The sequence below is a fragment of the Pseudomonas sp. L5B5 genome, assembly GCF_020520285.1.
Lineage (GTDB): Bacteria > Pseudomonadota > Gammaproteobacteria > Pseudomonadales > Pseudomonadaceae > Aquipseudomonas.
On sequence record NZ_CP084742.1, the window covers coordinates 5,561,180 to 5,584,291 of the forward strand.

Sequence of the window (23,112 nt, forward strand, 5' to 3'; positions counted from 1 at the left end):
GGCCTGGGGGTGTGAGGGCGACAGCGGGTGTCGCCCTTCAGGGGGGCTAGCGGGGCTTCTGGCTGAATGCCGACGCTGCGATGCCCCATTGGCCCAGCCAGTAGAAGACGATGATCAGGTAGGGCGCGGCATCGAAGGCCGTGACGAAGCGGCTGAGGCCGATCAGGCTGTCGGAGAAGGCGAAGCTCAGGGCGCCGAGCGCGGCCAGTACAGCCGAACGCTTGGGCACTGCCGTACCCAGGCGCGCCAGGGCCCGCCAGAGCATCGCACTGATGGTCAGGGCATAGACGATCACCGGCACCAGCAGCGGCCCCAGGCCATGGCTGATCAGGATGCCCAGCAGCACCGCGCCGATGGCCAGGGCTACCAGTAGCGGCAGCAGTGCCAGGCGCCGGCAGTCGCTGAGGTAGGCCTTGAGGTAGGCCAGGTGGGCCACCAGAAAGGCGCCCAGGCCGAACACGAACAGGTCAACGGGCCAGGCCAGCAGGATGTCGCCCAGCACCGAGAACAGCAGGCCGATGATGATCCAGCGCCGATAGTCCCCTGGCGGCGCATCGTGCAGCCAGCCCAGCAGGGCCAGCACCGGCAGTGGCTTGACCAGCAGGCACAGCAGGGTGGCGTGTATGACGGTACCGTAGATGAAGGTTGCGGCGCCCATCAGCGCAAGGATTAGCCAGCCCATATCAATTAACCGTGATCGCGCAATCGAAGGCTTTCACCGGTGCTTCCTCTGGCGCCCAGGGTTGCTGGTAGGTCAGCAGCAGGCGGCCCGTGCCGTTGGCGAAGGCCTGGAAGCGCCAGGTCGACTGGCCACCGCTGCCCACCAGGCCGGTGTCTTCGGGGTTGCTGTAGACCTCGGGGCTGACCTTGCGCAGGACGCCCCCTGCCGAATCCTGGATCGCCCAGCGGTAGCCGGTGGTGGGGTTGCTCGGCAGCGTGAGGGTGAGATTCTGTCCGTTGTGCAGTTGCAGCGGGCATTCGCTCTGGTTTTCCACGGTGACGTTTTGCTTGGGCTGGCTGGCGCAGGCAGTCAACAGGGCAAGGCCGAGCAGGGCGAGCAGGCGGGAGGCGGGCATGGGTCAGGAAGCTCCGATCATTCGTGACGAACGGCGAGCATAACTGAAGATGGAAAAATGTGTGGCGGGGCTGGATCGTTGTAGGAGCGAGGCTTGCCCGCGATGAGTGGTGACGCCGTACCTCAGGTACTGCGCGTCACTTTCATCGCGGGCAAGCCTCGCGCCTACAGACCCCGGGTTAGAACAGCACCTTGGCCACGTCGGCGAAACGTTTGGCGAAATGTACGGTGATGCCTTCCTTGAGGTAGTCCGGCAACTCCTCGAAGTGCCCGCGGTTGGGCTCCGGCAGGATCAGTTCGTGGATTTTCTGCCGGCGTGCGGCGATGACTTTCTCCCGCACCCCGCCGATCGGCAGCACGTGGCCTGTCAGGGTCAGCTCGCCGGTCATGGCCACGCCTTTCTTCGGTGGCTGGTTGCGTGCCAGGGACAGCAGGGCGCTGGCCATGGTGACCCCGGCACTGGGGCCGTCCTTGGGCGTGGCGCCTTCGGGGACGTGCAGGTGAACGAACGCTTCGTCGAAGAACTTGCTGTCACCGCCAAACTGCTTGAGGTGCGAACTGACGTAGCTGTAGGCGATTTCCGCCGACTCTTTCATCACATCGCCCAACTGGCCCGTGAGTTTGAAACCGCGGTTGTGGGTGTGGATGCGCGTGGCCTCGATGGGCAGCGTAGCGCCGCCCATGCTGGTCCAGGCCAGGCCGGTGATGACCCCGACCCCGCTCAGCACCTGCTCGTTGCGGAACACCGGCATGCCCAGCGACGCCTCCAGGTCCTTGGGGCCGATCTTGATGCGCGCCTCGGGTTCATCCAGCAGCCGGACCACGGCCTTGCGCACCAGCTTGCCCAGTTGTTTCTCCAACTGACGGACCCCGGCCTCCCGGGCGTAGCCGTCGATCACTGTGCGCAGCGCGCTGTCGCTGATGCTCAGGCTGGCCTTGGCCACCCCGGCCTTGTCCAGCTGCTTGGGCCACAGGTGGCGCTTGGCGATGGCGAGTTTTTCCTCGGTGATGTAGCCCGACAGGCGAATTACTTCCATGCGGTCCAGCAGAGGGCCAGGGATCGAGTCCAGCGTGTTGGCGGTACACACGAACAGGACCTTGGACAGGTCCATGCGCAGGTCCAGGTAATGATCGAGGAAGTCCACGTTCTGCTCGGGATCGAGGGTCTCCAGCAGCGCCGAGGCCGGATCGCCCTGGTAGCTCTGGCCCATCTTGTCGATCTCGTCGAGCATGATCACCGGGTTCATCACCTCCACTTCCTTGAGGGCCTGCACCAGCTTGCCCGGCTGGGCGCCAATGTAGGTGCGGCGGTGCCCCTTGATCTCGGCTTCGTCACGCATGCCGCCGACGCTGAAACGGTAGAACGGGCGCCCCAGGGATTCGGCGATGGACTTGCCGACGCTGGTCTTGCCGACGCCGGGCGGGCCGACCAAGAGCACGATGGAGCCGCTGATCTCGCCCTTGTAGGCGCCCACGGCGAGGAACTCCAGGATGCGGTTCTTGATGTCGTCCAGGCCGGCGTGGTGCTGGTCCAGGACCTTGCGGGCGTGCTTGAGGTCGAGCTTGTCCTTGCCGTACATGCCCCAGGGCACGGCGGTGGCCCATTCGAGGTAGTTGCGGGTGACGGCATATTCCGGCGAGCCGGTCTCGAGGATCGACAGCTTGTTCATTTCCTCGTCGATGCGTTTCTGCGCCTGGGGCGGCAGGACCTTGCCCTGCAGGCGCTGCTCGAACTGTTCCAGGTCGGCGCTGCGGTCGTCCTTGGTCAGCCCCAGTTCCTGCTGGATCACCTTGAGCTGTTCCTTGAGGAAGAACTCGCGCTGGTGCTCGCCGATCTTGCGATTGACCTCGGCGGAGATCTCCTTCTGCAAGCGAGCGACCTCCACTTCCTTGCGCAGCATCGGCAGGACTTTCTCCATCCGCTTGAGCATGGGCACGCAATCGAGCACTTCCTGCAACTCGTTGCCGGTGGCCGAGGTCAGGGCGGCGGCGAAGTCGGTCAGTGGCGAAGGGTCGTTGGGGCTGAAGCGGTTGAGGTAGTTCTTCAGCTCTTCGCTGTACAGCGGGTTGAGTGGCAGCAGCTCCTTGATCGCGTTGATCAGCGCCATGCCGTAGGCCTTGACCTCATCGGTGGGCTCGGCGGGCTGGCGGGGGTATTCGACTTCCACCAGGTAAGGCGGGCGATGGTGCTTGAGCCAGGTGCGTATGCGCACCCGGGTCAGGCCCTGGGCGACGAATTGCAGCTTGCCGTTCTCGCGGCTGGCGTGGTGAACCTTGACCAGGGTGCCGTACTCCGGCAGCGCCGAGGTGTCGAAGTGCCGCGGGTCTTCCTGGGGCGTGTCCATGAAGAACAGGGCCAGGGAGTGGTGCTCGGATTTGCTCACCAGGTCCAGGGTTTCGGCCCAGGGTTCTTCGTTGACGATGACCGGCAACACCTGGGCCGGGAAGAACGGCCGGTTGTGAATCGGAATGATGTAGACCTTGTCCGGAAGGGTCTGTCCCGGCAATGCCAGGCCGGTGCCATGGGCGGCCGGATGTTCGGTTTCTTCCGGATCGACGTAGTCACGCAGATCTTCGGGAAATTCTTGCTGATCGCTCATGGAGGCTCCTGCACGCTGGGCTATGCAGGGATAGATGGGGCGGATCATGGCGGGTTTCAATGGGGCAAAGGTTGCAGCGTTTTTCCGATTGCGGCAGCGCCTCGTCCGGCGCCGCGGTCACGCGAACATACAGGCTTGTCCTGGCTCATGGCGCTGTTCGTGGCCCATGTGGTGGAATTCGGGGCATGACTTGCAGTAGTTTCTTGAGAAGATTTGTCAATAAAATGACTGCGAGATCGCCTGTTTTATTGTGTGATCTTCTATTGTTTGAGGATTAATCTGAGCGTCCGGAATGCCGGAATCAATATGTCATTTATTTGACGACCACATTCAGCTTCTCAGAGGGATGGGTATGAAGAACGGATTTTTCAGCGCCCGATGGCTGCCAACTGCGTTGTCGATTCCTGGATCCTGCTGGCGATCGGAGTTGTCGAGAGCACGCGTATGAGGTGGCGCCGAACCTTTCAGGCAAGGATTGTCGGGGTGCTGGCGCTGTTGCTGTTGGTGCTGATCGCCGCGGTGTATTTCGCGGTCAAGACCGCCACCACCCAGGCGGTGGAGCGCCAGGCGCAATTGCAGTTGAAGACGGGCACCCGGGTCTTCGAACGTTTGCTGGACCTGCGTGGACGCAACCTGCAGTACGGGATCGACTGGCTGGTGGTGGATTCCGAATTCCGCCGAGCGGTGATCAGCGGCAAGCCGGTGGATATCCTCGCGGCCCTGGCGCAGCACCGTGGTGGCATCCGTTCCAGCGAAATGTTCGTCCTGAGCCCTGAGGGCCAGGTCATCGCCAGCACCCTGGCGGCCATCGGCCGGGGCCAGCCATTCCCCTATGACCAGGCGTTGCGCCGGGCCCTGCGACGCGATACCCACATGCTGCTGGTGGCGATCCAGGACCGGCCCTACCTGCTGGTGCAGGGCGAGGTGCTCGAGCCCCTGCCGATCGCCCGGGTGGTCATGGGGTTTCCCATGGATGAGTCGTTCGCCCAGGAACTGCGTTCGATGAGCAACCTGGAGGTGTCGTTCCTGGCGGTCGACGGGTCACACTCCGGAGAGCTGTTCAGTACCCAGCCGGAGGTGCTCTGGTCGGCCATCATCAACATCCTGCGTGACTCGTTGTGGCAACCGTTGCCCCAGTTGAGCGAAATCCACGGCCAGCGCTTTCTCAACCAGGCCCTGCAACTGGCCAATACCGGTGGCGAAGGCGACCCGCGGGTCATGGCCCTGCTGCAAAGCCCCATGGAGCAGGCCCTGGAAGCCTTTGCCCCGCTGGACCGGGAGTTCTTGTGGATCGCCACGGTGGCGCTGGTGGCGTCCCTGCTCTGCGCCCTGCTGATGGCGCGCTGGGTGGCACGGCCCCTGGAAGACCTGGCCCTGGCGGCCCGGCGCATCGGTTCCGGCAACTATCAGGCGCCGGTGGCGATCAAGCGCAGTGATGAGTTTGGCGTGCTGACCGATGCCTTCAACGCGATGCAGAGCGCCATTGCCACCCGTGAACGGCAGCTGTCCCACAACGCCCTGCACGACCCCCTGACCGGCTTGCCCAATCGTGCCCTGGCCATCGAGCGCCTGAGCAAGGCGATTGCCGAGCGGCGCAACGTGGTGCTGCTGTACCTGGGGATCGACAACTACCGGGCGATCAACGAAGGCTTCGGCGCCGAGGGCCTGGAGCAGATGATGGGCGAACTCAGCTGGCGCCTGCGCGAGGTGTTGTCCCAGGGCGATACCGCGGCCCGCATCACCACCAGCGAGTTCCTGCTGTTGCTGGAGAACACCGAGCTCAACGGTGCCATTGCCATGGCCGACCGGCTCCATGGCCTGCTTAGCCGGCCGCAGCTGATCCAGGGCGATGAAGTCCGATTGCAGATCTGCGTGGGGGTGGCGGTGTACCCGGCCGATGGCCAGTCCGCCGAGGAGTTGATCAGCCGCGCCGCCATCGCCCGCCACGACGCTTCGCTCAAGCCGGGTTACCTGCAGGTCTACCAGCAGGACCGCGACCTGGCCCATCAGCGGCAGATCAGCCTGATTCGCGACTTGCGACGTGCCGCCGCCGAGGGTGAACTGTTCCTGCTGTTCCAGCCCAAACTGGACCTGCGTCGGGATTACCTGCACCAGGCCGAGGCTCTGCTGCGCTGGCAGCACCCGGTGTTCGGCGTGGTGCCCCCGGCGGAATTCATTCCCCTGGCCGAGCGTACCGGCAGCATGCACAGCCTGACGACCTGGGTCATCGAGGCCTGCATCCGCCAGTTGGCCGAATGGAATCGCCGGGCCCTGCCGGTGCGCCTGTCATTGAACATCTCGGCCCGTGATCTGGAGGACAGCGACCTGGTGGACCGGGTCAGCCAGTGCCTGGACCGTTATCAGGTGGCGGCCGAGCAACTGGTCTTCGAGATCACCGAGAGCGCGATCATGCGCCACCCGGAAGAGTCCCTGGCGGTACTCCAGCGCTTGCGTGGCTGTGGCATCAGCCTGTCGGTGGATGACTTTGGCACCGGCTACTCGTCCCTGGCACAATTGCAGCGCCTGCCGGTGCAGGAACTGAAGATCGACCAGTCGTTCATTCGCAACCTGGACGAAACCAGCGGGGATGCGGTGATCGTGCGCTCGACCATTGAAATGAGCCACAAGCTGGGGCTCAAGGTGGTGGCCGAGGGGGTGGAGTTCGAGCATTGCCTGAAGCTGCTGGAGAGCTGGGGGTGCGATACCGTGCAGGGTTACCTGATCAGCCGACCGCTGGCTACTGAAGCCTTCGAACGCTGGCTGCTCAAGTCCCGGGTATCGAGCTGAAGGTCAGGGGGACTGGTTTTGCCGTTGCCCGGCGGATCAGCAGGTAGCGGCCTCGGCCTTGGCCAGCAGGCTGTGCAGTTCGGGTTCGACCTGGTCTTCGGGGAGCCGGGCCATGACCTCGCGGATTGGCAGTGCGTAGCGCCGTTCGATGGCTATTTCCGCCCAGTCCAGTTCATAGATCGCCATGATCCGCACATCCAGGTACGGCGATTCCGCCAGCAAGCGCTTCAGCAGCTCGATGGCTTGCGGGCCGCGCAGTTCCCCCAGGGAGACGGCGCAACGTTGCTGCCAGTACTCGGGCTGATCCAGGAGCATTGCGTCAAGGCGCTGCCATTGCACTGGGGTAAAGGCCCGGAGCACGCCCTTGGCCACGTGCTCGGTGATGTACTCGTTCCAGTTGGCCGATTCGCTGTCGCCGATCCAGTGTTGCAGTTGTTCGAGCATGTCTTCGGGTGCTGCGGTGTGCATGTTCTCTCCAGCACAGCCGCCTGGGCTGGGCGTCTGCGGTCTGTATGACAATTGACGGTTTTTCAGCCGTTCCCGGCGAATTTCACCGCTGCCGCCGCCCGGGAGGGCACTTTGAGGGTGTGCAGCAGGGAGGACACGTGGATGCGCACCGTGAAGGGCGAGATGTCCAGCTCCCGGGCGATTTCCTTGTTGGTCTTGCCCTGGGCGATCAGGCGCAGCACTTCCTGCTGGCGGGTGGTCAGCAAGCTGACCTCGGCGCAGGAGTCCAGGGGCAGCAACAGGCCGGACGGTGCGTACTTGACCACCACCTCTCCCTGGCGGATGTCCAGGATCGCCTGGGCGATTTCTTCCGGGCAGATGTTCTTGCCGATGAAACCGTCGGCCCCGGCGGCCATGACTTCGCTGATCAGGTCCTGGTTGTCGACCATCGACACCACGATGATCGAGGTTCGGGGCAATTGCCGGCGCAACTCGGCAATCATGCCCACCGAGGTCAGTCCGGGAAAGCGCAGGTCCAGGATCAGCGAGTCCGGCTCCTCGCCGGTGCTGGCCAGGGCCTGCACGGCCGCCAGGTCGCCGGCTTCTTCGAGGACCGCCTCGGGCAGCAGGCGCTGGACGGTGCGCAGCATGCCCTCGCGAAACAGGGGGTGGTCGTCGGCGACGATGATCCTGCATGTCATGTTTGAAGCTCCTTGAAACATTCAGTCCTGAGGCCATGCTACCTTGGCGGGTCGGCACTGTACCTGCCCGCTGGTCGTGTCCGATACCGCGTATTGCCAGCAAGGCACCGTATTGGTGTCCGGAACAAGGAGTTGCTTGCATGAAAGTCGAAAAGGACAGTGAGCTCGACCAGGCCACGTTGCGCATCATCGTCGCCAGTTGTGCGCTGGTCTACGTGATCATCACCAGCTGCCTGCCGGGACAGGATTTCGACACCTACCTGCCGGTGATCATCTACATCATCGTCTTCACCCTGGTATCCATTGGCCTGCGCATGGCCATCGCCCGCTGGCCGGGGCATTACCCGGCCCGGCGAATCCTGGGGATGGTCTACGACTACACCGGCACCTGTTTCGGCCTGGTAATGGGCGGCGAAGGCGCCCTGCCCATCTATGCGGTGATGGTCTGGGTCAACCTGGGCAACGGCATGCGCTTCGGCTCGCGCTACCTGGCCATCGCCACCGTGCTGGCGCTGTTCGCGTTGTTCATGGTCTACCTGCTGACCCCGTACTGGCGAAGCCACCCCTACATGGTGCTGATGCTGATGGTCACCAGTACGGTGATCCCGATCTATGCCCATATCCTGCTCAAGCGCACCCGGCTCGCCTCCGAGCAGGCCATCGCCGCCAACCTGGAAAAGTCGCGCTTCCTGGCCCAGGCCAGCCACGACCTGCGCCAACCCATTCACTCCATCGGCCTGTTCACCGCCTGCCTGCGGGAAGCCAACCTGGGCCAGGACGAGCGGCGCCTGGTGGACAACATCGACCGTTCGCTGCTCAACGTGTCGCAGTTGTTCCGCTCCATCCTGGATCTCTACACCCTGGACAACGGGCGGGTGCAACCCAAGTTCGAAACCGTGCACCTGGGGCAGCTGTTGCGCGACCTGCTGCGCCAGAACGCCGAGGCGGCGCGCTGGGCCGGGGTAGAGTTGCGGTTGCGGCCCGGCAACCACTGGGTACGGACCGACCCCGGGCTGCTGACCACCATGGTGCAGAACATCCTGTCCAACTGTTTCAAGTACGCGCCGCAGGGGCCCGTGCTGATTGGCGTGCGCCGCCGTGGCCAGGGCCTGGCCATCGAGATCCATGACCGCGGACGAGGCATCGCCGAAGAGCACCTGCCGCGGATCTTCGAAGAGTTCTACCGGGTTCGCCAATTACGCGACAAGGATGTCGAGGGCGTGGGCCTGGGGTTGTCCATCGTCAAGCGCCTGGGGCACCTAGTGGACCTGGAAGTGCGCTTGCGCTCGCGGGTTGGCCATGGCACCAGCGTGACTCTGTCGGGCCTGCAACCGGCCGCGCCGCAACAACTGCGGCGCCACGACGAGGCGTTGCAGAACGGCCTGCTGAGCGGGTTGCGGGTATGCCTGGTGGAGGATGACCGCAACGTGCTGCTGGCCACCTCGGCACTGCTGGAGCGCTGGGGCTGCGTGGTCCAGGCCGAGGCCTCGGCGGAGAATCTGCTCACCGACTGCGACATCATCGTCGCCGACTATGACCTGGGCACCCGAGTCTCGGGCATCGAGTGCATCGACCACATCCGCCAGCAGCGGGGCTGGGAAGTGCCGGCGCTGATCATCACCGGCCACGACATCGAGAAGATCCATGCCGCCCTGCACGATCGCAACATCGCCATCCTGTCCAAGCCAGTGCGGCCGGTGGAGCTGCGCAGCACCTTGCGTGCCCTGCGCGAGACGCCAATGGCGTCCACTCACAGGGCCGCGGTGACAGAGGCCGCTACCAGGTCCGGCACGGGATGAGCAGGGGGTAGTTGGTCATGGTCAGCTTCTTGTTGTCGCCACTGGCGAGTTCGACGAAGTCATCCAGCATGCCCGAGTACGAAGAGGTCGAACTGCGCTCGGTGTAGTAGTGGGTGGTCACCGGCCCGTAGTTGGTGTTGCTCTGGCCGGTGCCCACGTACTCGTTCCAGCGGCTGGTGCCGTACACCATGTCCTGACCCTGGACGAAGTACCGGCCCGGTTGCAGGCCGGTGAACTGGAAGATGCCGTTGTCGTTGGTCCGGGTCACCCTGTGCACGGCCACGGCCTCGGGGAGCATGCTCACCGGTGCGCCTTCGGGCTGGGATGAGCGCAACTTGTGCCAGGCCTGCAAGTGCGGGGTGACCGGGTAGAGATAGATCTCGACGTTGCGGCTGCTCTCGATGCCATCGTTGCCGACGATGCAGAACTTGCCGGTGAGGGTTGCCGTGCCGGGTTGCAGGGCCGCGCGTGCGGCCTGGGTGTCGAAGGGGACGTCGGGGTATTGCACGGTGGGGATCTTTACCGGCGGGTATTCGTCCAGGGTTCGTCCCTGGCGCGGGGCACAGGCGCTCAGGGCACAGGCGAGCAGCACCGTACCGGAGACCATTAATAGGCGGGATTTCATGACGTCGGGACCTTTGCAGGGAGTGGCGAGTTCGCGCAGCCCCGCCCTGCGTCGGGCAGGCGCGGTGGCTCGTCGCGGGTTACCGGGATGGCCGCATTATTCCTTGTTGCACTCGGCAGGCATGGAGACCAGGCCACCCATGCTTGCAAAGGCAATCATGCCGCCGGAGGGCAGCACGCAGTTGTAGCCACCGACGCTGGTGTTGGCGGTGAAGTAGGTCTGGGTATTGTCGTTACGCACGTTCGAGACGCTGGTCACGTTCTTGCCAATGGTGAGTTGGGCGCGGTTTTTCAGGTCGTCGTTGCTGGGCTTGGCAACGGCGCAGCCGGCGAGGGCCAGCACCAGGCCGCTGAGCAGGGTGATGGAGCGGATGTTGGAATGGAGTTTCATGATGACGCTTCCTTGGTGTTGTTGTGTTTTCCACGGCGCAGCCGTCCCCCGCACCGCAGGACGGCAGTGTTGGTGGGAACGAGGTGGTTGGCCAAAACTATAGCGCCGGGGGCGGGGAGGGTCGATTAGCACAGATGGGCTAATGTCCCTTTGCAATTACCCGAGTTGGCAGGGTCAATCGGCCAGTTGTTCCTGCAGGCGGCGGCCCAGCACATCCAGCAGGTCGCAGCCATCGCGCAGGGGAATGACGCACAGTTGGGCGAAGTCCTGGAGTAATTGCGGATTGCCCTCAAGGTTGTCCTGGCTGGCGATGCTCTCCAGCAATTGGGTAGCTGCGCGGATGCGATGGATGGCCGCCTCGTGCAGGGCATCCAGTGGGGCCTGGGTATCCACCAGCAGGGCGGGGATGTTGTAGTCGTTGCTGGTGAGGGGCATGAAGCGCCTTGGGGAGTGTGCGGTGTCGTCGTCCATTGCCTGGGGCCTGCCCGGTGATCCTGCCGACCTTAAAGGCAGTGGGGCGCAGGGAACAAGGTGATGCTGTTCTCTGTGAGCTGTAGGACTTTTCAAAACCCACGGCTGTAGCCGTTGCCGAGACTGCGAGGCTGCGACAAGGCCCGCAGGGCCTACCTGTGTCTGCGTCCGCTGCGCGGCCGTACGCGGCCTGCGACAGCGGCTACACGAAGCGGCTCGGATCTGCCGGTTGTCTGAGCACGCTATCCAGCGTCGCGGCAGCCATTGCACGAAGGCGTGTGATGGCGGGCACAAAAAAGGCGGCTACCCAAAGGTAGCCGCCTGTTTCGAACCGCTGTCAGGGCTTATTCCGACAGTTTGTAGGCAATGATGTAGTCGCCCATCTTGGTGCCCAGGGAGCCGTGGCCACCCACGACCACCAGCACGTACTGCTTGCCATCCTTGCCGGTGTAGCTCATCGGCGTGGCCTGGCCGCCGGCCGGCAGGCGGGACTTCCACAGTTCCTTGCCGTTCTTCACGTCATAGCCGCGGATGTACTGGTCCAGGGTGCCGCTGAGGAAGCCCACGCCACCACCGGTGACCATGGAACCGCCCATGCTCGGCACGCCCATCGGCAGGCCGATCGGGATTGGCGAGCTGTCACGGCTGGTGCCGTTCTTGTGTTTCCACACCACCTTGTTGGTGGTCAGGTCGATGCCGGCCACGTAGCCCCAGGCCGGAGCCTGGCAAGGCACGCCGAGCGGCGACATGAACGGATGCATGATCACCGCATAAGGTGCACCGGCGTTGGGTTGCACGCCCGAGGTCTCGCTTTCGCGCTTGCTGTCGGCGGCCACTTCGGCACGTGGTACCAGCTTGGAAACGAAGGCCATGTAGTTCGGGCTGGTGAACAGCAACTGGCGGACCGGGTCCAGCGACACGCTGCCCCAGTTGAATACGCCGACGTTACCCGGATAGACCAGGCTGCCCTGCACCGATGGCGGGGTGTACTGGCCGTCGTAGCGCAGCTCCTTGAACTGGATGCGGCACAGCATCTGGTCGAACGGAGTGGCGCCCCACATGGCTTTTTCATCCAGTGGCGGGTTCAGCAGGTTCAGGTCCGAGCGAGCCTGGGTCGGCGCAGTGTGGTCGCCTTCGACCGCACCGGTCGGCGCCGGGATCTCGCGGATCGGCACGATCGGGGTGCCATCGCGACGGTCCAGCACGTACAGGCTGCCTTGCTTGGTTGGCTGGATCAGCGCCGGCTTGATGCCGTCCGCGGTCTTCATGTCCAGCAGGGTCGGCTGGCTGCCCACGTCCATGTCCCACAGGTCATGGTGGGTGAACTGGTAGTTCCAGCGCAGCTTGCCGGTGTCGATATCCAGGGCCACGGTGCCGGCGCTGAATTTCTCGGCGCCCGCGCTGCGGTTGCCGCCCCATTGGTCGGGCATCTGGTTGCCCAGTGGCAGGTAGACCAGGCCCAGCTTCTCGTCGACGCTGGCCAGGGACCACATGTTCGGCGAGTTGCGGGTGTAGGTCTTGCCTTCAGGCAGCGGCGTGGTTTCGTCGGGGTTGCCCGAGTCCCAGTTCCAGACCAGGTGGCCGTCGTGCACGTCGAAGGCACGGATCACGCCGGACGGCTCGTTGGTCGACTCGTTGTCGGTGACATGGCCACCGATGATCACCAGGTTGCGAGTGATGGCCGCCGGCGAGGTGGAGTAGTAGCCGCCGGGAGTGAACGAGCCGATGCCGGCCTTCAGGTCCACGGCGCCCTTGTTGCCGAAGTCTTCGCAGACCTTGCCGGTGTCGGCGTTGATGGCGATCAGGCGCGCATCGGCGGTCGGCAGGAACAGGCGACGCGGGCAGCTGGCGGTGATGGCCTGGCCGGCGGGGGACAGGGGCGCCGGACGGCTGATGGCGGTGGAATTCTGGTAGTTGGCTTCGTCGTAGTACGACACGCCACGGCACGTCATGTGCGCCCAGCCACGGAAGTCGTCGCCGTTGGGGCCTTGGATCTGCGGGTCGAAACGCCAGATTTCCTTGCCGGTGTCCGGGTCCAGTGCCAGCACCTTGCTGTGGGCGGTGCAGGCATAGAGCATGCCGTTGGCCTTGAGCGGGGTGTTCTGGTTGGTGATCTCCACCGGGTCCTTGGCGGTCGGCATGTCACCGGTGCGGATGCGCCAGGCTTCCTGCAGCTTGCCGATGTTGGCGGGAGTGATCTGCTTGAGCGGCGAGTAGCGATCGCCGAACTCGCTGCGGCCATAGGCCTGCCAGTCACCCTCGGGCATGGCCGGGGCGGTGCTGGTCATGTCCGCGCTGTCGCGGCCCAGGTCGCCGGAGATTTCCCCGGGGTTGGTGAACTGGCTACCGATGGCGGCGCCACCGGCCAGGACCACCGCCACGCTCAGGGCGGCGGTGCCCATGGGGGCGGGGCCGTCACGCAGCAGCGGGCGACGGAACCAGGGCAGCAGCAGGACCACGCCCAGGGCGAACCACAGCGACAGGCGCGGGACCAGTTGCCACCAGTCCAGGCCGACCTCCCACAGCGACCAGATGCTGCTGGCGAACAGCACCAGGGCATAAAGGCCCAGTGCCGCGCGTTTGCCGGCCAGCAGCAACAGGCCGGTGAGCGCCAGGCCGATACCGGCCAGGACGTAATACAGCGAGCCGCCGAGCATGCTCAGCTTGATCCCCCCGGCCAGCAAGGCCAGGCCCATTAGCAGCAGCAAGATCCCGAGCAGGCTTGGCAGCAAGCGGCTCGGGCTCGAAGCGCCCTCTGTGCTCATAGTGTGGTTCTCCGTGACGTTAAGAATGTACCCGCGCATGTTCACTGTAGATGACGTTCAGGCGTGGGCTTGGTTCAGCAGGAAAGTGGGTGGCGCCGGCTTTTTTTGCCGGCGGGCCTCAGAACGAACTCTGCAGCTTGATGCCGCCGACCAGGGCGTTGTCCACCTGGTTCACCCCGCCGGGATGGCGGATGTATTGCAGGTTGGGACGCACGGTCAGCCAGTTGGCCAGGTGCACGCCGTAGTACAGCTCGGCGCTGTACTCGGTGTCCTGGGGCGGCAGGTAGCCCGGGTTGTCGTAGTCGTACAGCGCGTGGGCCTGGTTGCTGGCCTGGGCGTTCTTGCGGTAGGCCGGGTTGACGTGGACCCGGGCCAGGGCGAAGCCGATGTCATCCTTGGCGCGGGCATCGAACGGGCCCTTGTAGACCAGGCCGGCCTGCACGTAGTTGTCGATGGCGTTGGTCTTCTTGTCATGGGCGGTGACGTTGGCGAACAGGCCCAGGCCCCGGGACTGGTCGCTGGCCAGGCTGGTGACCTGCTGTTGCACGCCCAGCCACAGGCCATGCTTGCTCGAACTGCTGCGATAGGCCTCGCCGCTCAGGGCCGCGCTCTGGCCGTTGCCATCCTTGTAGACGTCGGTGGCCTTGGCGCTGCTGTAGTAGTAGCCGGCGCGGTATTCCCCGGGCAGGCCGTTGAGGCGCGGAGTCCATACCAGTTCCACGGGCAGCAGGGTGCCCTGGGTGCCGCTGCCGCTGAGCTTGAAGCCGTTGTCGCGGTCCAGGTTCGACGGGTTCTGTTCGTAGGCGCCGACCTGGGCATAAAGCTCGGGGGTGAGGTGGTACTTGATCCGCAGGGCCCATTGGCTGACGGGCCAGTTGTACCAGACGCTGCCGGCCCAGTTGCCCACCTGGGAGCCGCAGAACGCCAGGTTCTGGAAGTCGCAGGGGAAGCTGTTGAAGTCCTCGCCCTGGCCGAAGCGACCGGCCTTGATGTCGAGCTTCTGGTCGAAGAGCTTCTGCTGGTACCACATCTGGGTCAGGCGCCAGGTCTGCCCGCGACCCCAGACTTCCTGGGCCGAGGTGAAACCGCCAACCCGTGGATCGTTGATCCGGTCGTTGCTGATGTTCTCGCCATTGCGCTTGGTCACGGTCAGCTGGAATTCGGCGTCGTGCCAGCCGAGGATCTTTTGCAGGTCCAGGTGGCTGCCAAAGGCGAACTGGTCGCTGTAGCGCGCGGTGCGGTCATGGTCGTAGCCGCCGCGCAGATTGGCGCCCATCTCGCCGACGTAGTCGATCTTGAAGTCGTAGCCCTGGTCGGCCAGTTCCTTGCGGGTGCCGTTCCAGTCGCCGAGCATCCAGGGTGAGTCGCTGTCGAAGGCCGGCGCGGCCTGGGCGCAAGCGGCAAAACCCAGGGCGCTGAGCAGGCCCAGGGTCCTGGGCAGGGCGACGGGCAATAGGACAGCGCTGTCTTTGGCGCGCGAAGAGAAGGGCATAGGCATACGGGTAAGGTCTTTTTCTAGGAATAGGCAGAAACAAGGACAGGGCGCGAGGCCTGGATCGTTGCTGATCGAGGTGGCATGCCGCTGATTTCAAAAAGGAAAGATGAAGCGTTTCAGCTTCAGGTGGCGAAGGATAAAGCGCCCTCTCGTCAAGAGAAAGCGCTTTTATTGACATGAACCGTTTCGTATTCGGTAACAGTCAGCGCGCCGAGTCGTTCAGCACGAAGTGGCCGGTTGAACCGCGACTGGCTTGGCTCGGGTGTAGCTCAGGACGAAATGCGCCACCAGGCCGAAGATCAGCCCCCAGAATGCCGCAGCCAGGCCCAGGAAACTCATCCCCGACGCCGTGACCAGGAAAGTGATCAGCGCGGCCTCGCGTTGCTTGTCGTCGGCCATGGCGCCGCTCAAGCCACTGCTGATGGCGCCGAACAGCGCCAGGCCGGCCAGGGCGGCGATCAGCTCCTTGGGCAGGGCGCCGAAGACTGAAGCCAAGGTCGCGCCGAACACTCCCATGAGCAGGTAGAACAGGCCGCAGGCAATGCCGGCGATGTAGCGTTTCTCGGGTTGTTCGTGGGCTTCGCGGCCTGTGCAGATGGCTGCGGTGATGGCCGCCAGGTTGATGCCATGGGAACCGAAGGGCGCCAGCAGCACCGAAGTGATGGCCGTCCAGGAGACGATCGAGCGGGCCGGCGTGTCGTAGCCGGCACTGCGCATGACGGCCATGCCGGGTACGTACTGCCCGGTCAGGGTCACCAGGGCCAGGGGCAGGCCGATATTGACGATGGCATGCCAGTCCCACTGGGGGGCGATAAAGAGCGGCTGGGCCACCGCCAGGGTGATGGTCCCCAGTTGGAATTCGCCCAGGCCCGCGGCCACGGCGCAGCCCACCAGCAGAACGGCCAGGATCGCGTAGCGCGGCGACAGGCGCTTGCCCAGCAGGTAGGCGGCGAGCATCGCCAGCACCAGGGTCGGCTGCAGGCTGAGCGAGGTGAACAGGCCGGCGCCGAAGCGGAACAGGATGCCTGCCAGCATGGCGGCGGCGATGGCCTTGGGCAGGCGGGCCATGAGCTTGTCGAAGGCACCCGAGAACCCGAGCACCGCGATGATCAGCGAGGCAACGATGTAGGCGCCGATGGCCTGGGGCAACGATACCGTTGGCAGCATCGACACCAGCAGCGCGGCGCCGGGGGTGGACCAGGCAGTGATGACCGGCACTTTCAGGCGCCAGCTCAGCAGCAGGCCGGTCAGGCCGCTGCCGATGGAAATGGCCCAGATCCAGGACGAGACCTGGTCTTCGGGCATATGGGCTTCGCGGGCGGCCTGGAACACGATGATCAGGGGGCCTGCGTAGGAAATGATCACGGCGATCAGGCCGGCGATCACCGCGCTGAGGGACAAATCCTTTCTGAGACTGTGCATGGCATCTCGACTGGCTGTGGGAGGGTGAATGATTGATTCGATTGTTCTGAACGTGTATCAGTGTATTTCAGAAAATTGAATCGATTCAATTGATTCGATGCAATCAACGATCGAAGATCACGCCTCGGGCGCCTGAGGACTCAAGTAATTTATTAATTATCAATTAGTTATATGAAAACTAGCCGTTTGTGCACCCTTGCTGTTCCTTGCTCTTTGCCGGATATCGACTCAATTTGCCGATTGAGTCGATGGGAGGGCCACGGAGGCCCTGTGATATGCTGCGCCGCATTTCAAGGCAGCAATGGTCATCAGCATCCATGTGGGCTCCCCAGTTAAGTGACTTCAACCAGCCGGTCTACCTGTCCATTGCCGACGCCTTGGCGCGGGATATCGACAGCGGGCTGCTGAACGATGGCGACCGCCTGCCGACCCTGCGCGAGCTGGCGGTGACCTTGAATGTCACCCCCGGCACCATCAGCCGGGCCTACAGCGAGGCTCAGCGTCGGGGCCTGGTGCAGGGCGAGGTGGGGCGCGGCACCTACGTGCTGGCACGCCCCGCCTTGGCGCTGGTCGAAGGAAGTGCCGCGCCGTCGCTGGCCCTGGGGCAGTCCGAGGCCCTGGATCTGTCGCTCATCAAGCCCTATAGCGAAACCCTGGAGTACTGGTTGCGCGGTGCCTTGGTGGGCATGGCCCGTAGCAGCGACTTCGGTCGAGCCCTGGACTACGCTCCCGACGGCGGGCATCCGGCCCATCGTGAAGCCGGGGCGCAGTGGCTGCGGCATTCATTGCCCGAGGCCCAGTGGCAGCAGGTGGTGATCACCTCCGGGGCCCAGCATGGCCTGATGGTCGCCATCAGTGCCCTGAGCAACGCTGGTGACCTGGTGCTCTGCGAGTCGTTGGCGTACCCGGGCATCATCTCGGTGGCCCATGGCCTGGAGCGGCGCCTGCGGGGCGTGGCCATGGACGAGGAGGGAATACTGCCCGAGGCGCTGCGTGAGCAATGCCTGCGGGAAAAGCCGGCGCTGCTGGTGTGTGTCGCCAGCTGCCAGAACCCCACCACGGCGACCATGTCGCCAGGGCGCCGAGCGCAGATCGCGGCGCTTGCCGAAGAGTTCGACTTCCTGCTGATCGATGATGACATCTACGGGTTTCTCGCCACCGATCCGCAGATCAAGCCCTTGTCGGCCTATGCGCCGGAGCGTTCGGTGTACCTCACCAGCCTGTCCAAGGCGATCATGCCGGCCCTGCGGGTCGGCTACCTGTACAGCCCGCCCAGGCTGCTATCGCGCTTGAGTTCGATGGTTCGCAGCAGCGTGTGGATGCCCTCGCCGCTGACTGCCCAGTTGGCCAGCAATGTGATCGTCGAGGGGCTGGACCGCAAGCTGGTACAGACCCAGCGCAGCGAGGCGGCGGCGCGCCAGGCTATTGCCCGGGAAGTGTTCGCCGGTTTCGAGTTCCGGACCCAGCCCCACAGCTACCACCTGTGGTTGACCTTGCCGCAGCCCTGGACCGCCGATGAGTTCGCCACCCTGGCCCGGGCCAATGGTGTGCTGGTGCTGAGCGGCACGCAGTTCCAGGTGGAGCGTGATGCCAGTTGCCGTCACGTGCGGGTGGTGCTGATGTCGCCCACCACCCGCGACGAACTGCGCTTTGCCCTGACCCAGCTGGCCAGCCTGATCGACACCGACCCGCGGCGTTATCGCTGACGCCTTCCCCGGCCAGCCGGCTCCTGCGGGTCCGTGCAGGAGCGCGGCGAGGCGCTTAGAAGGTGGTGCGCAAGCCTACTTCCACACTGCGCCCGGCGGCCGGCGCGATGTCCCGCAGGATCGAGCTGGCGTAACGCACGGTCTGGTTGGTCAGGTTCTCGCCCTTGACGAAGGCCAGCCACTGGCTATGACCGATATCGAAGCGATAACCAGCGCTGGCACCCAAGGTGGTGTAGCCATCGGTGCCGCTTTCGTTATCCGGCACCCGACCCTGGCTCGCGGCATGCTGCACATCCAGGCGTGCCTGCCAGCGATCCAGCTCCCATAGCAAGCCACTGTTCAGGCGCAGCGGGGCGATGCGCGGCAGGTCCTGGCCGTTGTCGAGGTTCTTGGCCCGGGTGTAGTCGCCAGACAGTTCCAGGGCGAACTTGCCATAGGCGTTTTCTCCCAGGGTCCAGCGATCCTGGGCTTCGATCCCGGTGAAGCGCGCGCGCACCCCGCTGTAGGCGTATTCCGGGATGCCTGCCGCATCTTCCTCGCCTTCATCGTTGAGGGTGCGACCGGTGCCCAGCAGGCCGATGTAGTTGGAGAAGTGGCTGTAGAACACGCCGACACTGCCTTTGTGCACGCCGTTGTCGAAGCGCAGGGCCAGGTCGCTGGAGACGGCTTTTTCCTTCGACAGCTTGGCGCTGCCCACTTCATAGGTGCCGGTGGCGACGTGGGCGCCGTTGGCATACAGCTCGTAGAAGGTCGGTGCGCGCTCGGTGTAGCCCAGGGTGGCGGCCAGGGACCAGACCGGGGTCAGGGTATAGACCGCGCCCGAGGACAGGCTGCCAGCAGTGAAGCTACTGGACTTGTCGGCCTGGGCGAAGCGTTCGTTGCCTTTGCCATCCGGGTCCACGACGGTGTGTTCCAGGCGCCCGCCTAGGCTGAGTTTCAGGCGATCGGTGGCTTGCAGCTCCTCGAGGATGAACAGGGCGCCGCTGTTGGTGTCGGTTTTCGGCACGAAGGCTTCTTCGCCCAGGGCCGAGAACTCGTTGCGGTTGACCTGGGCACCGATCACTCCTTCGAGCGGGCCGAGGGGCTGGTGCCGGGCCTCGACACGCGCCTCGTAGCCCTTGTTCTTGAAGGTGGTGCCGGTTTCGCCACCCTCGATCTCGCGGTGTTCGTAGTCGGTGTAACCGGCATTGAACTTGAGCGAACTGAAGGGGCCCTCAAGGTTGCGCAGTTCCGAAGCGAAGGCGTAGTGATCCTGCTTCATGCGGATGCGCACATCCTGCTCGGCGGGGGAGCCGTAGTTGGAGTCGTAATTGCTGTAGGACAGGCCGGCATAACCGTCGTCCCAGGTGTACGAACCACCGATGGCGCCACCGTCCTGGCGTCCGTCGCTGTTGCCCAGGCGGCCTTTCTTGCCGTCTCCGTCCTCGCTGGGCTTGGCATGGCGGCTGCGGGCATAACCGGGGATCTTCAGGTCGTTGAACTGTCGTGAGCTGGCGTCCAGGTGCAGGGCAAAGGTGCCGTCGCCGGCTTCCAGCTTGCCGGCGCTGCTGCGGGTAGTGTCGGCGCCGCCGTAGCGCAGCTCACCGGCACCGTGGATGCCTTCGATGGCTTCGGTGGGGATGCGGTTGTCGAAGCTGTTGACCACTCCGCCAATGGCATTGCCACCGTACAGCAGGGCCGCCGGGCCACGCACGATCTCGATGCGCTCGACGTTGACCGGGTCCAGGGGCACCGCATGGTCGTAGGACAACGACGAGGCATCCAGGGCGCCGACACCATTGCGCAGGAGGCGGATGCGGTCGCCGTCCAGGCCGCGGATCACCGGCCGACTGGCACCCGGGCCGAAATAGGACGAAGACACCCCAGGCTGTTTGTTCAGGGTCTCGCCGAGGCTGCCTTTTTGCGCCAGGGTCAATTGGTCGCCCTCCACCACGGTGGTGGGGGCCGCCAGTTCGGTGCTGCCCAGGGGGTTGGCGGTGATGACCTGCTGAGGCAGTTCCACGGCATGTGCCTGGGAGGCGATCAACAAGGCCGCGGACAATGGCGACAAGCGCCACAGGATCGAGCGAGAAGGGCGGAGGGTCGAGAGGGACATCGGTCATTCCTTGGCAAGCATTGCGCAGCGCGCATGTGAGTCGAAAACGGGTGGGGCACGGGGGTGCCCGAAGTGTGGGGGAGTTGATATTTGTTGATACAATATAACATCTCTTTTATTTGGAAAAGCCGGGAACTTCTTTATTCGCTTGCCCGGCAGCGGTTGCCGGAACGACACGCATCGCGTCGCCGCTGCCGTCGTCGGCGACCAGGCGCGCAGTGGCTGTCGGCTCGTCCTGGCGACGTGGTTGTTTGGTTGCTTGATTGTCTGGTGGAGCGTCAACCTTGTCGCAGCCTCGCGGGCTTGGCAGCGACTACAGTTATGTCAGCGCACTGGCGCGGGCGCAGGCCCTCGGCTAAGGTGCGCGGCTTCTTTTCATTCTGCGTTCGAAGGCCTGGCATGACCGTTACCCACACCGACCCGCTGCATGGCGTGACCCTGGAACAGATTCTCAAGGCCCTGGTGGAGCACTACGAATGGTCGGGGCTGGCGGAGCGCGTCGATATCCGCTGCTTCAAGAGCGATCCGAGCATCAAGTCGAGCCTGACATTCCTGCGCAAGACCCCCTGGGCCCGGGAAAAGGTCGAGCGGCTCTATGTGAAGCTGCAACGCACCAAGCGTCCGCTCTGAAGCGCTTCATGAGGCAAGGCCGCCGACGTAGCCTGATCGCGCTCGCCGCCTTTCTGGGCTGGTTCGGCCTGGCGGTTCAGCTGTACCTGATCCTGTTCTTGCGCTGGGAGGCCGGGGCCAGCCTGCTGGGCGGCCTGGTGAATTTCTTCAGCTTCTTCACCGTGCTGAGCAACACCCTGGTGGCCAGCGTGCTGACCTGCGCCCTGAACCTCAGGGCCTCCCGGGGGCAAGCCTTCATGCTCCAGCCCTGGGTCAGTGGCGCCGTGGCGGCCAGCATCGTGCTGGTGGGGCTGGCCTACAACCTGTTGCTGCGTCACCTGTGGCATCCCCAGGGCTGGCAATGGCTGGCGGACGAGCTGCTGCACGATGTCATGCCGCTGCTGTTCCTGGTCTATTGGTGGTGCTGCGTCCCCAAGGGGCAATTGCGCCTGCGCCATGTCCTCTGGTGGACCCTCTATCCGATCCTGTACTTCGCCTACCTGTTGTTGCGCGGGCACCTGCTCGGGTTGTACCCCTATCCCTTCATTGCCGTGGACCGGCTGGGTTATCCCGGGGCCTTGCTCAATGCCCTGGGGCTGCTGGCGGGGTTTGTCCTGGTGTCCCTGGTACTGCTGGGCCTGGACAGCTGGCTCGGCCACCGGTTTTCCGGGCGCCGCAAATGATTCGCCGGCGCAGGTGGCGGGCACCTGCGCCGGCGAATGGCTGAAACGCGCGGGGGTCACTCTGCTTCGCTGGTGTCCAGGCGCCAGTAGCCGACGGCCTTGACGAACTCATCGTCGAGCTGGTGCTCGTCGAGCAGCACCCGGCGCAGTTGTCGCGAGACCTTGCTCTCGGTGGCGATCCAGGCATACAGCCGGCCTTGTGGCACCCGCAGGCCACGTACGCAACTGAGCAGGTCCTGCTGGCCGCCGTCGCGCTCGACCCAGATCACCTCCACTTCGGCAGCGCTGTGCAGCGCCTGGCGCTCGGCGCGATCCTGGATTTCGATCACCGCCAGGACCCGGCGACCGGCCGGCAGTTCTTCCAGGCGCCGGGCAATGGCCGGCAGCGCAGTCTCATCGCCGATCAGCAGGTAGCTGTCGAAGATGTCCGGCACGATCATCGAGCCCCGAGGGCCGGCGATGTGCAGATGCTGGCCGGGCTGGACCTGCTCGGCCCAGGTCGAGGCCGGGCCGTCGCCGTGCAGGACGAAGTCGATGTCCAGCTCACCCAATTGCGGGTCGTAGCGGCGCGGAGTGTAGTCGCGCATCGCCGGCATCGGTCCGCTGTCCTTGCCCGGGCCCAGCACCAGGGTGTCCAGGGCCGCCTGCTGCTCGGCGTTCTGTGGAAACAGCAACTTCACATGGTCGTCGCTGCCCAGGCTGAGGAACCCGGCCAGTTCCGGGCCACCGAGGGTGATCCGGCGCATGCGCGGGGTCACGTCGACCACGCGGAGCACGTTCAGGCGTCGACGCTTGATCTCGTGCATGACTCGATGAATGGATAACTCAGGGATGGCAGTCATTCGGCTTTCTCCTGGCTGGAAGGGGTGGCTGGCCCATCGACGATGGCCTTGGCGGTGTTGTTCAACAGATCGCGAACCCGCAGGATTTCTTCCGGGTTCCAGCGTCCGTTATGCATTTGCAAGGCATGGCGCAGGTTGTGCACGGCCTCATGGATCTCTGCGGGACGGTCATGCCCGCGCAGCGAGCGTTTGCTGACTTCGATGCGCATGCGTACGCCGTCCAGGGCAATGGCCTGTTCCTTGAGGAACAGACGGCCGGTGTCGGTCACGCTGTAGCGTTTTTTTCCGCCTTCGGCATCGCCCTGGATCATTTCGCTTTCTTCCAGGAAGGTCAGCGTCGGGTAGATCACGCCTGGGCTGGGGCTGTAGACGCCATCGAACATGCTTTCGATCTGGCGGATCAGGTCATAGCCGTGGCAGGGCGACTCGGCAATCAGCGCCAGCAATAGCAGTTTCAGGTCACCGGGGGCGAATACCCGGGGACCGCGGCCGCCACGCTCACGACCGCCGCGCCGCTCGAAGCCTTCAGGGCCGTCGCCGTGTCCACTGTGATGGTGGTGCTCTCTCATTCTTGTGCTCTCCGTTTTGGTTAAGACATAA

The 23,112-nt window shown here is 64.4% G+C and carries 19 protein-coding genes; 5 read left to right on the forward strand and 14 right to left on the reverse strand.

Annotated features, from left to right (window positions below; translation table 11 throughout):
• Positions 1-46 precede the first annotated feature (46 nt).
• The 3 genes from LGQ10_RS25580 to lon all read right to left on the reverse strand — a co-directional run bounded on the left by LGQ10_RS25580 (position 47) and on the right by lon (position 3,675).
• On the reverse strand, positions 47-682 hold the full coding sequence (locus LGQ10_RS25580; protein WP_226523581.1) for a lysoplasmalogenase: 636 nt from the start codon (positions 680-682) through the stop codon (positions 47-49).
• A gap of 1 nt (position 683) precedes the next feature.
• Positions 684-1,076 (reverse strand): protease inhibitor I42 family protein, encoded by a 393-nt coding sequence (locus tag LGQ10_RS25585; protein WP_226523582.1) that lies wholly within the window; start codon positions 1,074-1,076, stop codon positions 684-686.
• 178 nt (positions 1,077-1,254) lie between these two features.
• Positions 1,255-3,675, reverse strand: a complete 2,421-nt coding sequence (gene lon, locus LGQ10_RS25590) for an endopeptidase La (RefSeq protein ID WP_226523583.1) — start codon at positions 3,673-3,675, stop codon at positions 1,255-1,257.
• Between the two features lie 444 nt (positions 3,676-4,119).
• Here lon and LGQ10_RS25595 point away from each other — a divergent pair, with 444 nt between their 5' ends.
• Positions 4,120-6,462 (forward strand): putative bifunctional diguanylate cyclase/phosphodiesterase, encoded by a 2,343-nt coding sequence (locus LGQ10_RS25595; RefSeq protein ID WP_226523584.1) that lies wholly within the window; start codon positions 4,120-4,122, stop codon positions 6,460-6,462.
• 36 nt (positions 6,463-6,498) lie between these two features.
• On the opposite strand, the gene LGQ10_RS25600 is transcribed toward LGQ10_RS25595, so the two are convergent.
• Both LGQ10_RS25600 and LGQ10_RS25605 read right to left on the reverse strand, forming a co-directional pair.
• On the reverse strand, positions 6,499-6,930 hold the full coding sequence (locus tag LGQ10_RS25600) for a HEAT repeat domain-containing protein (protein ID WP_226523585.1): 432 nt from the start codon (positions 6,928-6,930) through the stop codon (positions 6,499-6,501).
• Between the two features lie 62 nt (positions 6,931-6,992).
• Entirely contained in the window at positions 6,993-7,610 is a 618-nt protein-coding gene (locus LGQ10_RS25605) for a LuxR C-terminal-related transcriptional regulator (protein WP_058436167.1), read from the reverse strand.
• A 140-nt stretch (positions 7,611-7,750) separates the two neighbouring features.
• Between LGQ10_RS25605 and LGQ10_RS25610 the strand changes: the two genes are divergently transcribed.
• Positions 7,751-9,409 (forward strand): hybrid sensor histidine kinase/response regulator, encoded by a 1,659-nt coding sequence (locus LGQ10_RS25610; RefSeq protein WP_058436166.1) that lies wholly within the window; start codon positions 7,751-7,753, stop codon positions 9,407-9,409.
• Here the strand turns inward: LGQ10_RS25610 and LGQ10_RS25615 are convergent.
• From LGQ10_RS25615 to LGQ10_RS25640, 6 genes are all read right to left on the reverse strand, one after another.
• Entirely contained in the window at positions 9,387-10,034 is a 648-nt protein-coding gene (locus tag LGQ10_RS25615; RefSeq protein WP_226523586.1) for a carboxypeptidase-like regulatory domain-containing protein, read from the reverse strand. The two genes, LGQ10_RS25610 and LGQ10_RS25615, sit on opposite strands and share 23 nt — an antisense overlap.
• A 96-nt stretch (positions 10,035-10,130) precedes the next feature.
• Entirely contained in the window at positions 10,131-10,424 is a 294-nt protein-coding gene (locus LGQ10_RS25620; RefSeq protein WP_226523587.1) for a hypothetical protein, read from the reverse strand.
• 174 nt (positions 10,425-10,598) lie between these two features.
• Positions 10,599-10,859: a hypothetical protein gene (locus tag LGQ10_RS25625; RefSeq protein ID WP_226523588.1), complete on the reverse strand. Its 261-nt coding sequence runs from the start codon at positions 10,857-10,859 to the stop codon at positions 10,599-10,601.
• A gap of 380 nt (positions 10,860-11,239) precedes the next feature.
• Positions 11,240-13,660, reverse strand: coding sequence for a glucose/quinate/shikimate family membrane-bound PQQ-dependent dehydrogenase (locus LGQ10_RS25630; protein WP_226523589.1), 2,421 nt, complete (start codon positions 13,658-13,660; stop codon positions 11,240-11,242).
• 118 nt (positions 13,661-13,778) lie between these two features.
• Positions 13,779-15,152, reverse strand: a complete 1,374-nt coding sequence (locus LGQ10_RS25635; RefSeq protein ID WP_226526194.1) for a carbohydrate porin — start codon at positions 15,150-15,152, stop codon at positions 13,779-13,781.
• A gap of 222 nt (positions 15,153-15,374) precedes the next feature.
• On the reverse strand, positions 15,375-16,577 hold the full coding sequence (locus LGQ10_RS25640; RefSeq protein WP_226523590.1) for a benzoate/H(+) symporter BenE family transporter: 1,203 nt from the start codon (positions 16,575-16,577) through the stop codon (positions 15,375-15,377).
• Positions 16,578-16,894: 317 nt separating this feature from the next.
• Between LGQ10_RS25640 and LGQ10_RS25645 the strand changes: the two genes are divergently transcribed.
• On the forward strand, positions 16,895-18,283 hold the full coding sequence (locus tag LGQ10_RS25645) for a PLP-dependent aminotransferase family protein (protein ID WP_226523591.1): 1,389 nt from the start codon (positions 16,895-16,897) through the stop codon (positions 18,281-18,283).
• 55 nt (positions 18,284-18,338) lie between these two features.
• On the opposite strand, the gene LGQ10_RS25650 is transcribed toward LGQ10_RS25645, so the two are convergent.
• The gene (locus LGQ10_RS25650) at positions 18,339-20,378 is read right to left on the reverse strand and encodes a TonB-dependent receptor (RefSeq protein WP_226523592.1); all 2,040 of its coding nucleotides are present in this window, start codon (positions 20,376-20,378) and stop codon (positions 18,339-18,341) included.
• Positions 20,379-20,777: 399 nt separating this feature from the next.
• On the opposite strand from LGQ10_RS25650, the gene LGQ10_RS25655 reads away from it, so the two are divergent.
• Positions 20,778-21,008, forward strand: coding sequence for a VF530 family DNA-binding protein (locus tag LGQ10_RS25655; protein ID WP_058436705.1), 231 nt, complete (start codon positions 20,778-20,780; stop codon positions 21,006-21,008).
• Positions 21,009-21,016: 8 nt separating this feature from the next.
• On the forward strand, positions 21,017-21,670 hold the full coding sequence (locus tag LGQ10_RS25660; protein WP_058436704.1) for a Pr6Pr family membrane protein: 654 nt from the start codon (positions 21,017-21,019) through the stop codon (positions 21,668-21,670).
• A gap of 56 nt (positions 21,671-21,726) precedes the next feature.
• On the opposite strand, the gene LGQ10_RS25665 is transcribed toward LGQ10_RS25660, so the two are convergent.
• Both LGQ10_RS25665 and LGQ10_RS25670 read right to left on the reverse strand, forming a co-directional pair.
• The gene (locus LGQ10_RS25665; protein ID WP_226523593.1) at positions 21,727-22,512 is read right to left on the reverse strand and encodes a siderophore-interacting protein; all 786 of its coding nucleotides are present in this window, start codon (positions 22,510-22,512) and stop codon (positions 21,727-21,729) included.
• Positions 22,509-23,081, reverse strand: coding sequence for a PadR family transcriptional regulator (locus LGQ10_RS25670; RefSeq protein ID WP_226523594.1), 573 nt, complete (start codon positions 23,079-23,081; stop codon positions 22,509-22,511). The genes LGQ10_RS25665 and LGQ10_RS25670 overlap by 4 nt, the downstream gene beginning before the upstream one ends.
• Positions 23,082-23,112 lie beyond the last annotated feature (31 nt).

Coding starts and splice junctions, on each gene's coding strand:
- LGQ10_RS25605 (WP_058436167.1), bottom strand. CDS start 7,610: ATGACATGCAGGATCATCGTCGCCGACGACCACCCCCTGTTTCGCGAG.
- LGQ10_RS25635 (WP_226526194.1), bottom strand. CDS start 15,152: ATGCCCTTCTCTTCGCGCGCCAAAGACAGCGCTGTCCTATTGCCCGTC.
- LGQ10_RS25625 (WP_226523588.1), bottom strand. CDS start 10,859: ATGCCCCTCACCAGCAACGACTACAACATCCCCGCCCTGCTGGTGGAT.
- LGQ10_RS25620 (WP_226523587.1), bottom strand. CDS start 10,424: ATGAAACTCCATTCCAACATCCGCTCCATCACCCTGCTCAGCGGCCTG.
- LGQ10_RS25665 (WP_226523593.1), bottom strand. CDS start 22,512: ATGACTGCCATCCCTGAGTTATCCATTCATCGAGTCATGCACGAGATC.
- LGQ10_RS25660 (WP_058436704.1), top strand. CDS start 21,017: ATGAGGCAAGGCCGCCGACGTAGCCTGATCGCGCTCGCCGCCTTTCTG.
- LGQ10_RS25585 (WP_226523582.1), bottom strand. CDS start 1,076: ATGCCCGCCTCCCGCCTGCTCGCCCTGCTCGGCCTTGCCCTGTTGACT.
- lon (WP_226523583.1), bottom strand. CDS start 3,675: ATGAGCGATCAGCAAGAATTTCCCGAAGATCTGCGTGACTACGTCGAT.
- LGQ10_RS25630 (WP_226523589.1), bottom strand. CDS start 13,660: ATGAGCACAGAGGGCGCTTCGAGCCCGAGCCGCTTGCTGCCAAGCCTG.
- LGQ10_RS25670 (WP_226523594.1), bottom strand. CDS start 23,081: ATGAGAGAGCACCACCATCACAGTGGACACGGCGACGGCCCTGAAGGC.
- LGQ10_RS25650 (WP_226523592.1), bottom strand. CDS start 20,378: ATGTCCCTCTCGACCCTCCGCCCTTCTCGCTCGATCCTGTGGCGCTTG.
- LGQ10_RS25600 (WP_226523585.1), bottom strand. CDS start 6,930: ATGCACACCGCAGCACCCGAAGACATGCTCGAACAACTGCAACACTGG.
- LGQ10_RS25615 (WP_226523586.1), bottom strand. CDS start 10,034: ATGAAATCCCGCCTATTAATGGTCTCCGGTACGGTGCTGCTCGCCTGT.
- LGQ10_RS25580 (WP_226523581.1), bottom strand. CDS start 682: ATGGGCTGGCTAATCCTTGCGCTGATGGGCGCCGCAACCTTCATCTAC.
- LGQ10_RS25640 (WP_226523590.1), bottom strand. CDS start 16,577: ATGCACAGTCTCAGAAAGGATTTGTCCCTCAGCGCGGTGATCGCCGGC.
- LGQ10_RS25595 (WP_226523584.1), top strand. CDS start 4,120: ATGAGGTGGCGCCGAACCTTTCAGGCAAGGATTGTCGGGGTGCTGGCG.
- LGQ10_RS25645 (WP_226523591.1), top strand. CDS start 16,895: ATGTGGGCTCCCCAGTTAAGTGACTTCAACCAGCCGGTCTACCTGTCC.
- LGQ10_RS25655 (WP_058436705.1), top strand. CDS start 20,778: ATGACCGTTACCCACACCGACCCGCTGCATGGCGTGACCCTGGAACAG.
- LGQ10_RS25610 (WP_058436166.1), top strand. CDS start 7,751: ATGAAAGTCGAAAAGGACAGTGAGCTCGACCAGGCCACGTTGCGCATC.